The sequence below is a fragment of the Salinicola sp. 4072 genome (genome assembly GCF_036663415.1).
Taxonomy (GTDB): domain Bacteria; phylum Pseudomonadota; class Gammaproteobacteria; order Pseudomonadales; family Halomonadaceae; genus Salinicola; species Salinicola salarius_A.
This window is the reverse complement of the sequence record NZ_JAXOVV010000023.1, coordinates 1-12,432: the sequence shown is the minus strand read 5'-3', so window position 1 is coordinate 12,432 and position 12,432 is coordinate 1. Positions and strand designations below refer to the sequence as shown.

13 protein-coding genes and 1 tRNA gene are annotated in these 12,432 nt (G+C 59.9%); 9 read left to right on the top strand and 5 right to left on the bottom strand.

All coding sequences use genetic code 11. From position 1 onward, the window contains the following. Nucleotides 1-12 precede the first annotated feature (12 nt). On the top strand, nt 13-216 hold the full coding sequence (locus tag R3F72_RS14545) for a (2Fe-2S)-binding protein (RefSeq protein WP_276232987.1): 204 nt from the start codon (nt 13-15) through the stop codon (nt 214-216). 462 nt (nt 217-678) lie between these two features. Beyond that, nucleotides 679-1,161, top strand: coding sequence for a bacterioferritin (gene bfr / locus R3F72_RS14540; protein WP_071229957.1), 483 nt, complete (start codon nt 679-681; stop codon nt 1,159-1,161). A 99-nt stretch (nt 1,162-1,260) separates the two neighbouring features. Here bfr and R3F72_RS14535 read toward each other — a convergent pair whose 3' ends face one another. From R3F72_RS14535 to R3F72_RS14515, 5 genes are all read right to left on the bottom strand, one after another. Further along, entirely contained in the window at nt 1,261-2,352 is a 1,092-nt protein-coding gene (locus R3F72_RS14535) for a 5-(carboxyamino)imidazole ribonucleotide synthase (RefSeq protein ID WP_071229956.1), read from the bottom strand. A gap of 2 nt (nt 2,353-2,354) precedes the next feature. Continuing rightward, complete coding sequence (gene purE / locus R3F72_RS14530) at nt 2,355-2,855, bottom strand: 5-(carboxyamino)imidazole ribonucleotide mutase (RefSeq protein WP_087719950.1); 501 nt, start codon at nt 2,853-2,855, stop codon at nt 2,355-2,357. 168 nt (nt 2,856-3,023) lie between these two features. Next, entirely contained in the window at nt 3,024-3,254 is a 231-nt protein-coding gene (locus R3F72_RS14525; RefSeq protein ID WP_071229954.1) for a DUF1653 domain-containing protein, read from the bottom strand. Further along, nucleotides 3,251-4,219, bottom strand: coding sequence for a tRNA cyclic N6-threonylcarbamoyladenosine(37) synthase TcdA (gene tcdA / locus R3F72_RS14520; protein WP_442978355.1), 969 nt, complete (start codon nt 4,217-4,219; stop codon nt 3,251-3,253). Before tcdA ends, R3F72_RS14525 begins: the two co-directional genes overlap by 4 nt. Nucleotides 4,220-4,257: 38 nt before the next feature. Continuing rightward, nucleotides 4,258-5,082 carry a pseudouridine synthase gene (locus R3F72_RS14515; protein ID WP_322527833.1) on the bottom strand — a complete coding sequence of 275 codons (825 nt, stop codon included), beginning with the start codon at nt 5,080-5,082 and terminating at the stop codon, nt 4,258-4,260. A 141-nt stretch (nt 5,083-5,223) separates the two neighbouring features. Between R3F72_RS14515 and R3F72_RS14510 the strand changes: the two genes are divergently transcribed. The 7 genes from R3F72_RS14510 to R3F72_RS14480 all read left to right on the top strand — a co-directional run bounded on the left by R3F72_RS14510 (nt 5,224) and on the right by R3F72_RS14480 (nt 12,339). Continuing rightward, nucleotides 5,224-5,952, top strand: coding sequence for an SIR2 family NAD-dependent protein deacylase (locus R3F72_RS14510; RefSeq protein ID WP_071229952.1), 729 nt, complete (start codon nt 5,224-5,226; stop codon nt 5,950-5,952). Between the two features lie 200 nt (nt 5,953-6,152). Beyond that, nucleotides 6,153-7,112, top strand: a complete 960-nt coding sequence (locus tag R3F72_RS14505; RefSeq protein ID WP_332780034.1) for a bile acid:sodium symporter family protein — start codon at nt 6,153-6,155, stop codon at nt 7,110-7,112. A 181-nt stretch (nt 7,113-7,293) separates the two neighbouring features. Further along, nucleotides 7,294-8,019 (top strand): tRNA-uridine aminocarboxypropyltransferase, encoded by a 726-nt coding sequence (locus R3F72_RS14500; RefSeq protein WP_071230010.1) that lies wholly within the window; start codon nt 7,294-7,296, stop codon nt 8,017-8,019. Nucleotides 8,020-8,193: 174 nt separating this feature from the next. Beyond that, a complete protein-coding gene (locus R3F72_RS14495; protein ID WP_332780009.1) occupies nt 8,194-8,883 on the top strand; it encodes a ZinT family metal-binding protein in 690 nt (229 codons plus the stop codon). Between the two features lie 64 nt (nt 8,884-8,947). Further along, a tRNA-Arg gene (locus tag R3F72_RS14490) sits at nt 8,948-9,024 on the top strand. 297 nt (nt 9,025-9,321) lie between these two features. Beyond that, nucleotides 9,322-10,065, top strand: coding sequence for a sulfite exporter TauE/SafE family protein (locus R3F72_RS14485; RefSeq protein ID WP_332780008.1), 744 nt, complete (start codon nt 9,322-9,324; stop codon nt 10,063-10,065). A gap of 420 nt (nt 10,066-10,485) precedes the next feature. Further along, nucleotides 10,486-12,339, top strand: a complete 1,854-nt coding sequence (locus R3F72_RS14480) for an AAA family ATPase (RefSeq protein WP_332780007.1) — start codon at nt 10,486-10,488, stop codon at nt 12,337-12,339. Nucleotides 12,340-12,432: the final 93 nt, after the last annotated feature.

Sequence of the window (12,432 nt, the reverse complement as noted above, 5' to 3'; positions counted from 1 at the left end):
AGCGAGGTGTTTATGTACGTCTGTCTCTGTGTAGGGGTCACCGACCGCGATATCGAAAACGCCGTTTCCGACGGCGCCCGCAGCTGGCGCGAAGTCCGCGAGGCGACCGGCTGTGCCGGCCAGTGCGGCAAATGCGCCTGTACCGGCAAGGGCATCATGCGCGAGGCGATCAGCCAGGAACTGACGATGGATCCGGATCTCGCCTACGCGGTATAAGCTGGATTACGAGTGCTTACTTATGCTGGCTTCGGGCTAAATAATTGTGAACGCCGAGCGTTGGTCGATATTCGTCTTTGCAGCTCGCAGCTCGCAGCTCGCAGCTCGCAGCTCGCAGCTCGCAGCTCGCAGCTCGCAGCTCGCAGCTCGCAGCTCGCAGCTCGCAGCTCGCAGCTCGCAGCTCGCAGCTCGCAGCTCGTAGCTCGTAGCTCGTAACTCTCAGACGCAAGTCGTTATCAGCCGCGTTTTCATCTGCCAACGGATTGCAGATGAGATATTGTCGTAACCCACTGTAATAGTTGTCATTTCTTCTCTTCATGAGTAATACTGACGCTACCGGATCGACGCTGCCGATTGTGGTAGCGTGGTCCAGACGGGAGAGCGTGGCCGCAACGTGCCTCCCCATCGCCAGAGACCAATCACTCGATGCGAATCGCTCGAGGCAATGAGGAGAATACGACAATGAAAGGCGACGCCAAGGTCATTTCCTATCTCAACACCGTGCTCGGCAACGAGCTGGTCGCGATCAACCAGTACTTTCTGCACAGCAAGATGTACAAGGACTGGGGCTTGAGCGTGCTGGCCAAGTGGGAGTACGAAGAGTCCATCGAAGAGATGCAGCACGCCGACAGGCTGATCGAGCGCATCCTGTTCCTGGAAGGCATTCCCAACCTGCAGGACCTGGGCAAGCTGAACATCGGCGAGAACTGTCAGGAGATGCTCGAGAGCGATCTCAAGATCGAGCACAAGGCTCGTGCCGACCTGCAGGAAGCGATTCCCTATTGCGAATCCGTCCGCGATTACGTCAGCCGCGATCTGTTCATCAAGATCCTCGACGACGAAGAAGAGCACATCGACAAGCTCGAAGCGGAACTGGGCCTGATCGACAAGGTCGGCATCCAGAACTATCTGCAGAAGCACATGTTCACGACGGACAAGGAGTGAGGCGCGACGCCTGATCAGGCACGCACTTTACGCATACGCAAAAGCCCCGATGTCACCGACATCGGGGCTTTTTTGCTGTGGACCGCCGATTTTTCCGGCTCAGCCCAGCTCGTTGACCAGCAGTGCCTCGACGGCCTCGATGCGCTGGGTCAGCGTCTCGTCGTCGGCCGCGAGCACCGTGATGTGACCGATCTTGCGGCCGGGGCGGGGCGCCTTGCCGTAATCGTGCCAGCGGGTGCCGGGCAGAGCGAGCACGGCGTCGCGCTCGGGGAAGGCGCCGATCACGTTGAGCATCGCACACGGCGCCAGGCGTGCGGTCTCGCCCAGTGGCAGCCCGGCGATCGCGCGGACGTGGTTCTCGAACTGGCTGGTCACCGCGCCTTCGATGCTCCAGTGGCCGGAGTTATGCACTCGCGGGGCGATCTCGTTGGCGAGCAGCCCCGCCGCGGTGACGAAGAACTCGAACGCCATCACGCCGACATAGTCGAGCTCGTTCATCACCCGGCTGGCGTAGTCTTCCGCCTGCGCCTGCAGCGGATGGGAAACCTGCGGCACCGAGCAGTGCAGGATGCCCTGGCGATGCTCGTTGCGCACCACCGGCCAGTGGCGGATCTCGCCGTCACGGCCGCGCACGGCGATCACCGAGATCTCGTGATCGAAATCGATGAAGCCCTCGAGAATCAGCGGCACGCCGCCCAGCTCGTCGAACGTCCCGGCGACATCTTCCGGCGCGCGCAGCACCTTCTGGCCCTTGCCGTCATAGCCCATGGTGCGGGTCTTGATCACCACCGGCAGCCCGATCTCGTCCACTGCGGTGTCGATGTCGGCCTGGCTGTCGATCCGGGCGATCGGCGGCACGTCGATATCCAGCGAGCGGAACAGCGACTTCTCGAGCCAGCGGTCCCGCGCCGTCGCCAGCGCCGAGGCGGGCGGATAGGCCGGGCGTTGCTCGGCCAGGCGCTCGACGGCTTCGGCCGGCACGTTCTCGAATTCGAAAGTGATCGCGTCGCAGGTCGCGGTCAGCGTGCTCAGCGCCTGGGCATCCTGCCAGTCGGCCTGCAGGTGCTCTCCATGCGCAGCAGCACACGGCTCGGCGCCGGGATCGAGAAAGGTGAAACGCAGATCCAGCGGTGCGCCCGCCTGGGCAAGCATGCGCCCCAGTTGGCCGCCACCGACGATTCCGATACGCATAGTCACTCCTGGTCTTCGGGTCGAGGGTCGGGATTGTCGAGCACCTGCTGCGTCTGCTCGGCGCGGAAGGCTTCCAACGCCTCGCGGATGCGCTCGTCGTGGTTGGCCAGCATGGCGGCGGCGAGCAGGGCGGCGTTGATCGCGCCGGCACGGCCGATCGCCAGCGTCGCGGTGGGAATGCCGGCCGGCATCTGCACGATGGAAAGCAGCGAATCGACCCCGGAAAGGGTGCTCGACTTCACCGGCACGCCGAGCACCGGCAGCCGCGTCTTGGCGGCGCACATGCCCGGCAGATGGGCGGCGCCGCCGGCACCGGCGATGATCACTTCCAGGCCCCGGTCGGCGGCGGTTTCGGCGTACTCGAACAGCAGATCCGGCGTGCGGTGGGCGGAGACCACCCTGGTTTCATGCTCGATACCCAGCTTTTCCAGGGTCTCGACGGTATGGCAGAGAGTCGACCAGTCCGACTTCGAGCCCATGATCACGCCGACGCGTACGCTCATGCTTCCTCCCGTGGGAAATGGTTCGCCGATCCTTTATAGGGGGTTATCGGACCGTCATTTGGAAAGCAGCGAATTGTACGGGAATCCGGTTAATCGATCAGCCGTTAATCTTTTAGCCGACATTGACTGCAGATCTTTCCCGCGAGAACCGCCATCCGCCGGCAGCGTTCAGCGGAACGCCTTTTCCAGGGCAAACCGGGCCACCGGCTCGTCGCTGACGCTGACCTGCTCGCAGAACATGGCGAGCGGGCGCACCCACAAGCCGTAGTCGCCGTAGAGCGCCCGATAGACCACCAGCCACTCCTCGGTTTCGCTGTGCTGGGCCACGTCCAGCACCTCGTAGAGCTGACCCTTGTAGTGGCGATAGATGCCCGGCACGGGCTTGTGCTGTTCACTCATGAGGAAGTCTCCCGGGTAGCGGCCGGCGTTGTCGTTGATGTTATCGGCGTCGTCGTCTTTGACGTCGTTGTCGTTGACGTCGTCGCCGAGGTGGCGGCCGATGTCGGTGACTCGTCTGCCGCGCGTCTGGCTTTATCGGCGAGCCGGGTCAGCACACGGCCGGCCGCGACGAAACCGAAGGTGCCGGTGACCACGCTCACCGCACCGAAACCGGCAGCGCAGTCGAGCCGCGTGGCCTGGCCCGGTGCCGGCTTCTGCAGGCAGACCTCGCCATCGTCGCCGGGGTAGACCAGTTGCTCGTCGGAGTAGACGCACTCGACGCCGAAGCGGCGTTTGGGATTGCGCGAGAAGCCGTGATCCCGGCGCAGCTTCGAGCGCACCTTGGCCAGCAGCGGATCGTGCTCGGTGCGGCTGAGATCGGCCACGCGCACGCGGGTCGGATCGCTCTGGCCGCCGGCGCCGCCGGTTACCGTGATCGGCAGCTTGCGCCGGTTGCAGTAGTGGATCAGTGCCGCCTTGGCGCCGACGTGGTCGATGGCGTCGATCACGTGATCGGCATCGGCCGGAATCCGCTCGGCCAGATTGGTCGGCGTGATGAAGGCCGCATCGGCGTGAATCTCGATACCCGGCCAGATGGCGCGGCAGCGCTCCGCCAGCACCTCGACCTTGGGCCTGCCGATCTGGCCGTCCAGCGCGTGGAGTTGGCGATTGACGTTGGAAACGCAGACATCGTCCAGGTCGATCAGGGTCAGCTTGCCGATCCCGGAGCGCGCCAGCGCCTCGGCGCTCCAGCTGCCGACGCCGCCCACGCCGATCACCACGACGTGCGCGCGGCGGAACGCATTGGCTGCGCGGGTGCCGTAGAGACGCCGGATACCGCCAAAGCGGAAATCGTAGTCGTCGCTGCCGGCGTCAACGCTGCCAGCGCCGGGAGAGCTGTCGTGGATCATGGAATCCTCGCTCATGGAGTTTCGATCACCGATTTTCGATCACCGGTTTTCGGTCAAGGAATAGCGTCGACCGATTCGGATTCGGCCCTGGCCGCGCTCGTGGCGGGCGTCATCCAGTGGGCGCCATTCTGCGTCAGATGCCTCTGCCAGCCGAACCGGGCCAGCAGGGCGGAAAAGTGATCGTCGGACGCCGCTTCCAGTCTTAGCTGGCGGCCCTCGAACGGGTGGCGAAATTCCAGCGCCACCGCCGACAGCAGCAGGTGCGGGCAGTCCAGATGATCGCGGAAGTAGCGATTGTGAACGCCCTTGCCGTGCTTGGCATCACCGATGATCGGGTGGCCGCAGCGCGCCAGATGACGCCGGATCTGATGGCGCCGGCCCGTCTCCGGCCGTGCTTCCATCAGCGAATAGCGCGACTGCGGATAGCGATCGATCTCCACCGGAATCTCCGCCGTCGCCAGCCGCCGGAAGTGGGTCAGCGCCGGGTGCGCGGGCATCTCCGCCTTGGGCCGGATGCCATCTTCCTCGCGCAGGGGCGCATCGACACTCACCGTCTCCGGCCCCCAGCCGCGAACCACGGCCAGATAGCGCTTGCTCACCCGATGCTCGGTGAACGCCCGCGTCAGCGCGGCGGCGGCGTCGCTGTCCAGCGCGAACAGCAGCACGCCGCCGGTGGGGCGGTCCAGGCGATGCACCGGAAAGACATGCTGGCCGATCTGGTCGCGCAGCGTCTGCATCACGAACCGGGTTTCCCCGCGGGCCAGCGCCGTACGATGCACCAGCATGCCGGGCGGCTTAGCGACGGCTATCAGGCGCGCATCGCGATAGATCACCGGCAGCGGCCCAAGGCGCTCGGTTGGGGTAAGCGGCACGGTCATGGCACTGGCCTGGGTAAAAGAACAGGGCGCTATTGTCGGGGCTGGCGAAGGCGATCTCAAGGGGCTGACCGAGTGCCCGGATGTCCGACGCATGCTAGCCTCGGAAACAGTGAAGCAGCGAACATCAGGAAGCCTGTCGCCATGAGTGATACCCGTTCCCCGCATCTGGTGGTGCTGACCGGCGCCGGCATCAGCGCCGAAAGCGGCCTCAAGACCTTTCGCGATGGCGATGGCCTGTGGGAAAACCACCGCCTCGAGGATGTCGCCACCCCGGAAGCCTGGGCGCGCGACCCCGAAACCGTGCTGCGCTTCTACGACGAGCGCCGCGAGCAGACCCGCCGGGCACGGCCTAACGCCGCGCATCTGGCGCTGGCCGAACTCGAGGCCGCCGGGTTTCGGGTCAGCGTGGTCACCCAGAACATCGACGACCTGCACGAACGCGCCGGCTCGCGTCACGTGCTGCATCTGCATGGCGAGATCCTGCTGGCGCGTTCCTCGGTCGATGCCAACCTGCGCTACCCGTTGAGCGATCCCGCGACCGGGGGCCGGATTGCCCTGGGCGATCTGTGCGACAAGGGCAGCCAGCTGCGCCCGGACGTGGTCTGGTTCGGCGAAGCCGTGCCGCGCTATGCCGAGGCGTGCGATATCGTCGCCGGGGCCGACGCGCTGCTGGTCGTCGGCACCTCGCTGGCGGTGATGCCTGCTGCCTTGCTGCTGGATCAGGCGCCGTTCGAGGCGCCGTGCTGGCTGGTCGACCCGCACGCCCGCGATCTGGCGCCGCCGGGCGTCAGCCCGATTGCCGAACCGGCCAGCCGTGGCGTGCCGGATCTGGTGGCGCGCTGGCGGGAGCAGGGCGGCTTCGCCGACTGATTTTCCCGTCTGGCTTTTCCGCCCGGATTTTCGCTCCGATGCGCTTCCTGCCTTTTTGCCTATTTAGTCGCGGCACGCGCTGCGGCAAAATAGCGCGCCCGGTCGATGCCGGATCCGCTGCCGTTTCCGGATCGACCCCAACAGAGCCGCTCGAGCGGCCCCGGTTCGCCAATCGGTGAGCCAAACTATCGCTAGGACACATCATCATGTTTGAACGCATCAACCGGTTGTTCCCGGTCTGGGCCGTCTTGCTGGCCGTTATCGCCGCCTTCGCACCGGAGCTCTTCGTCGGGCTGAAGGGGGATATCAAGACACTGCTCGTGGTGATCATGTTCGCCATGGGCCTGACATTGACCCGCGAAGACTTCGCCCGCGTGATCAAGGCGCCCAAGCCGATCGCCGTCGGTGTCATCCTGCAGTTTCTGATCATGCCGGTCGCCGCGCTGCTGGTTTCGCGCGTGCTGGGGCTGAGCCCGGAGCTGACCACCGGGATGATCCTGGTCGGCGCCACGGCGGGCGGCACCTCTTCCAACGTCATGACCTGGCTTGCCGGCGGCCACGTCGCGCTGTCGGTCTCGATGACCATGGTTTCCACCGTGATCTCGGTCGTCGCCACGCCGTTCATCACCTGGCTGCTGGTCGGCCAGAGCATCGACGTGCCGGTTCTCGGCATGCTGATGAGCATCGCGCAGCTGGTCATCGCGCCGATCGCGCTGGGGGTCATCGTCCATCATCTGCTGGGCGCGCGCATCCGCAAGATCGAACCGGCACTGGCGACGCTCGCCATGGCTGCCATCGTGCTGATCATCGCCATCGTGGTCGCGCTCAACGCCGGCAACCTGGCAACGCTGGGGCCGATCGTGGCGATCGCCGTCATCGCCCACAACGGTATCGGCCTTGCCGCCGGCTACTGGCTGAGCCGAGCGCTGGGCTTCGATATTCGCACCGCGCGCACCATCGCCTTCGAAGTTGGCCTGCAGAATTCCGGCCTGGCGGTCACGCTCGCCAACCAGTTCTTCACTGCCGGCGCCGCGCTGCCGGGTGCGCTGTTCTCGGTCTGGCACAACGTCTCCGGCTCCGTGCTGGCGGGTTACTGGAAACAGCGCGGCATCGCTGAGCGTGGCGCCACATCGGAAACGAGCGAAAGCATCAGCCGCTGAGATTGCTACAGATATTGTCTTAATTCCGGGGCTAGGAAAGCGGGGCGGAGTGCTAGAATGCGCGCGCCCCGCTTTTTCGTAGGCCGGAGAGGGCCGATCCATGCGTGATGATGCCGAACTGACGACCAGAGCCTGGTCGCCGAGCGAGACCGAATTTCCGAATGCTGACGCCCGGCGCGACATGGCCGGCGGAGACGCGACCCCGCCGCGCCGTGAATTCAAGGCGCGGGGCAGCTTCGTCGAACGCTGCGACGGGTGCCGCCTGCCGGTGCTCAACTGCCTCTGCCCGTACCGTGTGACGGCGACGAGCGACGCCCGAGTCTGGCTGCTGACGCACCCCTACGAGCACAACAAGCCCACCAATACCGGGCGCCTGATCGCCGATGTGCTGCCGCAGACCCAGACCTTCACCTGGTATCGCACCGCGCCGGAGGCCCGCCTGCTCGAACTGCTGGCGGATCGACGCTACGTGCCGTTCGTGGTCTTCCCCGACGACCAGCCGGACTATCAGCATCGCGTGGTCGACGAGCGTGCCGTGGTCGTCGCCAAGCAGGATGGCTTTATTCCTGTCTTCATTCTGATCGACGGCACCTGGCGTCAGGCGCGGCGGATCTTCCGCAAGAGCCCGTACCTGGAAAACCTGCCGGTGCTGCCGCTCCACACGGACCGGCTGACGCGCTACCGGCTGCGCAAGCCGGCCTCCGCCTCGCATCTCTGTACCGCCGAGGTCGCGGCCGAGCTGCTGCGCAATACCGGCGACGTCTCCGCCGCCAACGTGCTCGACGACTACTTCGACGCCTTCAACGAGAGCTACGCCGCGAGCCGCTTCTATCACAAGATCGAGAAGCCCAACGCCGCCATGCAGCGCCTGCTCGAACGTCGCGCCTTCGGTACCGCTTTCTCCTGAAGCCGGATACCGTTCCTATCTCCTGATACGCCTCGTCATCGGCGGGGCGTTCCATCGCATTCTCTTGCCTCGAGATCACACGAGCGATCGGTCGGTTGATAAAATGTTATGATATAACGTATTGTTTCTGTCGCCGATCAGTTCTCGGTCACGAAAAAAGAGGGAGCCAAATTCATGAAATTATTGTCAGCGCGTAGCGCGGGTGTGGTGTTCGTCGGTTTGTTGACGATGGGGAGCTATTCGGCCGCCATGGCGGCTGGTCACGAACACGATCATGAGCATGACGATCATGGCCACGATCACGAACATGCCCACGGTCATGATCATGACGAGGATATCCATGCCGGCTACTTCGACAACGATCAGGTCGAGGATCGTCAGCTTTCCGATTGGGAGGGGGACTGGCAATCCGTCTACCCCTATCTGCAGGACGGCACCCTCGACGCCGTATTCGCCCACAAGGTCGAACACGGCGACAAGACCGCAGAGGAATACAAGACCTACTACGAAGAGGGCTATCGAACCGGCGTGAACCGCATCGTGATCGACGGCGACCAGGTCACGTTCCACGAAGGTAACGAAGCGCACGCCGGCGAATACGCCTACGACGGCTACGAGATACTCACCTACGACGCCGGCAACCGTGGCGTCCGCTATATCTTCGAGCGCAAGGGCGGGGATGAAGACGCCCCGCAGTACTTTCAGTTCAGCGACCACGCCATTTCGCCCACCGATGCGGATCACTACCACATCTACATGGGTGATGACCGCGACGCGCTGCTTGAAGAAGTCGTCAACTGGCCGACCTACTACCCCTCCGATCTGAGCGGCGAAGAGGTCGCCGAGGAGATGATGGCGCACTGATACGTCAGAGGCCTTCGATGCACTCGCATCGAAGGCCTGTGTAATGTTATCGTCTGCGCCGTGCGCCCGAGTGGCTCAATTGGATAGAGCAACGGCCTTCGAAGCCGTGGGTTGCAGGTTCGAGTCCTGCCTCGGGCGCCAGTCCCTCGCTCCCGCGTTGACGACTTTTCTCGCGAGCTGCTGATATGCAGCGGTATTCGAGACACTCTCTTCCCCGCCGTTCCTCGTTGTTCCTGATCTATCCGGATGCCTATGGCATAGCGTCTGGCATATCGCCTGTTCGAATTCGGTCGCTATACTTGCATATCGCCAACTGCTCGATGCCCGACTCTCCTCCTGCTTTGCCCAGTGGCCCGCGTTAACGGGCGGCCGGGGAAATTGCCAGACCGGGAAGGCCGTCGCACACTCTCACGATCCCTTCTTGAGTCTGGTGGCCGTGTGAGTGTCGAGACGATTGTCATCATCGCCTGTGCCTATTTCGTGGCCGCCTTCGTCAAAGGGGCGACGGGCCTCGGGTTCTCGACTTCCGCGCTGCCCATCCTCGCGCTTGGCCTGGGCCTGAAATCCGCCATGCCGCTGGTCATCATTCCCTCGCTGGTCAGCAATGCCATCGTCATGAGGCAGGCGGGACACTTCGGCGAGACGATCCGGCGCTTCTGGCCCATGTTCCTCGCCACCATTCCCGGCTTGATGCTGGGCCTCGCCGTGCTGGACCTTATCGACAGCCTGATTGCCGGGGCGGTACTGGGCGTGGTCCTGATCGGCTACGGGGCTTTCACGCTGTTTCGCCCAGGGCGGCCGATGCCGGATGCCCTGGGCCGGAAGCTCGCGCCGGTCTCGGGCTTTCTCACGGGGCTGGTCAATGGCATGACCGGATCGCAAGTGATGCCGGTGCTGCCGTTCCTGCTCGCGCTCCGGCTCGATCCCAAGCGTTTCATCCAGGCGATCAACATCTCCTTCAGCCTGTCGAGCGTCATCATGGCGGTGGGCCTGGCGAAGCTGGGCCTCATGACGGCCGAGTCGATCTGGATCTCGCTGCTGGGGCTGATACCCGTCTATGCCGGCACCAGGATCGGCGGCATCGTGCGCCAGCGGATGGACGCCGCCACGTTCCGCCAAGTGGTCCTGGTGATGCTGATCGTCTTCGGCGTGGTGCTGGTCAGCAAGACCGCCCTGGCCTAGCGCTTGGCTCTAGAAGGGCCGACATCGACTCGATAGCCCCCCGATGGCCATAGGCTCCCCATCTGCGCGCAGGGAAGCGTCTATCCCATTCCCGCTACGATCGACGCTATCGGCCAAGCCGGGGTAGGGCGGGAAGCGCTCAAGCATGGCCATCCGTAAGCCGATAGGGGAAGAAAGGTTCCCGAGTCGTTCCGCCTGCGGACAAAATGAGTTGGTTTTGTTGCAGCGTTGCAGACGGTGGCGTTTTTGGAAGAATAAAGTTGAAGAATGTATTATCAAATATAGGCCGTAGAGCTTAAAGCTTCAAAGTGAATTTCATTAAGGTCTGTTGGCTTTTTATGAATATCAGAGCATTGTTTTTGGGAAGTTCGATGGGACAGTGCGGTTTGCAATAATTAATTCAAAGTTAATGAGGTTTTTATGATAGTTGGAGTGGTTTTGAGGTGGTATAAAACATATAGAGGCATAAATTACATTCCTGTTACTGATGCAGGTTCTTTTTGCGGGCTGGTGGGGAATAACGGAGTAGGTAAAAGCTCTGTGCTTGAAGCGTTGGATACTTACTTTAATGGAAGGCCTTGGAATTTTCACACTTCTACTAAGAAAAGTGGTCTTGAAAATTCAGAGCCACAAATTGTGCCGGTATTTTTAATAGAGAAGGAGTTGTTAAAGCCAAACTTGATTCCGTTGGCTGAGGAGCTTCACCAAGTTGCCATGAAAATTAGTGAGGCAAACGCCAATTCATCACATAAAGTTAATGTAAAAAGATTTGTCGATCATAGGGAACGCATCAAGATGCGGGCAGAACTCGATGGAAAATTTCTTTTACCGTTGGGTATTAATCATAATGGTTCAGTAGCGCTTTCATTTTTTAATAGCCCTGAGCTTGTAGAAGCTGCTAAAAATAGCCTTCCCGAGTTAGAGTTTAGTTTGACAATGGAGGAGTTGAATAAATATGCTCCGCTTTTGTCTGAGCTAAAGTCTCTTGTTGAGTATATTTACATACCAAAAGAAATTGATTCTGAGGCTTTTACAAAGCTTGAGACGAAAGAAATACAAGTATTGATGGGGGAAACGCTTGCTCAAATTCTAAATAGTCGTGTTGCACAGTCGCAGATACAGGCTATAAATAATAGTTTGAATGATTTTATTCAAGATCTTTCCGATGAACTTGAGCATTACTCCTACCGCACGCCCACGGACAGGCAACAAAATCTCAAAAGGAGTGATGTTAATAACTTGATAGTCCAAGCTTTTTTTAATATCAGGAAGTTGCACAAAAAGCAAGGCGATCACTGGTTGGAAATTAGCTCATTGAGCTCGGGTGAAAAACAAAAAGCTATAGTGGATGTGGCTCACAGTTTGCTAGCAAAACATAGGGATAAAGGCGGGAATCTTGTTATAGCGATCGATGAGCCGGAAGCTTCTCTACATATGTCGGCTTGTTTTGATCAATTTAACGCCCTTTATGATATCAGTAGACAATGTATGCAAGTGTTTTTTGCTTCTCATTGGTATGGCTTTCTTCCTATTGTTGAAAATGGTAGCACTACTGTCATTTCAAAGAGAGAAAACGGACATGTTTTTGACCAAATCAATCTATCCAGTTATAGAGAGCAAGTAAAGAAGTTGGCAAAGGTGTCAAAAGGGAAACTTCCTTATGACATTAGGCTGAAAAGCTTGAATGATTTTGTTCAGTCTATTATTTCCAGTGTTATTGGGGAGAGACCTTTTACTTGGATTATTTGTGAGGGTAGCACAGAAAGGCTCTATTTGTCTGCCTATTTGCAGGACTTAATGAAGGATAGGCGTATAAGGATAGTTCCAGTAGGTGGGGCTAATGAGATTAAAAAGGTTTACAACTACCTTCTGCCATTATATGAAGAGTTCAGGGATGAAGTGTCTGGTCGGATAATTTTATTGTCCGATACAGATGCGGAACTTGTGAGCTATAAAGTTCACAATTATGATTCTTTAATTTGTAAAAGGTTTGTAAATATTAGAAGTGAAGGTGTGACGAAGCTGGTAAATATAGATTCGAACCCTGTTTCCCCTGCTACAGAAATCGAAGATTGTTTGAATGGCGGTCTTTTTTTGGCAACTCTAAAGTTGTTCAAAGATGAGTATCCTGATGATTTAGATTTTCTAGATGTCGTTGAGGTTTTGTCGGAGAGTGAAGTTGTTAATTTTTCACTTGATTTAAAGGATAGTCAGAGGGATAAGCTCGGCGAATTCTTTAAGGAAACGCTGAACAATTCGGTTCTGGTCGGCTGAACCGTTCAGTCTGGCCAGATCATCGCCTCAGCGGTTATTACCTGACCACGTCAAGTGGCCTGTTTTCCCTGGTAGCCGGGTTTTCCGGCTACC

Bases quoted from the DNA above. Each gene is read 5' to 3' on its own strand.
- R3F72_RS14545 (WP_276232987.1), top strand. From the start codon at position 13: ATGTACGTCTGTCTCTGTGTAGGGGTCACCGACCGCGATATCGAAAAC.
- bfr (WP_071229957.1), top strand. From the start codon at position 679: ATGAAAGGCGACGCCAAGGTCATTTCCTATCTCAACACCGTGCTCGGC.
- R3F72_RS14535 (WP_071229956.1), bottom strand. From the start codon at position 2,352: ATGCGTATCGGAATCGTCGGTGGCGGCCAACTGGGGCGCATGCTTGCC.
- purE (WP_087719950.1), bottom strand. From the start codon at position 2,855: ATGAGCGTACGCGTCGGCGTGATCATGGGCTCGAAGTCGGACTGGTCG.
- R3F72_RS14525 (WP_071229954.1), bottom strand. From the start codon at position 3,254: ATGAGTGAACAGCACAAGCCCGTGCCGGGCATCTATCGCCACTACAAG.
- tcdA (WP_442978355.1), bottom strand. From the start codon at position 4,219: ATGAGCGAGGATTCCATGATCCACGACAGCTCTCCCGGCGCTGGCAGC.
- R3F72_RS14515 (WP_322527833.1), bottom strand. From the start codon at position 5,082: ATGACCGTGCCGCTTACCCCAACCGAGCGCCTTGGGCCGCTGCCGGTG.
- R3F72_RS14510 (WP_071229952.1), top strand. From the start codon at position 5,224: ATGAGTGATACCCGTTCCCCGCATCTGGTGGTGCTGACCGGCGCCGGC.
- R3F72_RS14500 (WP_071230010.1), top strand. From the start codon at position 7,294: ATGGCCGGCGGAGACGCGACCCCGCCGCGCCGTGAATTCAAGGCGCGG.
- R3F72_RS14495 (WP_332780009.1), top strand. From the start codon at position 8,194: ATGAAATTATTGTCAGCGCGTAGCGCGGGTGTGGTGTTCGTCGGTTTG.
- R3F72_RS14480 (WP_332780007.1), top strand. From the start codon at position 10,486: ATGATAGTTGGAGTGGTTTTGAGGTGGTATAAAACATATAGAGGCATA.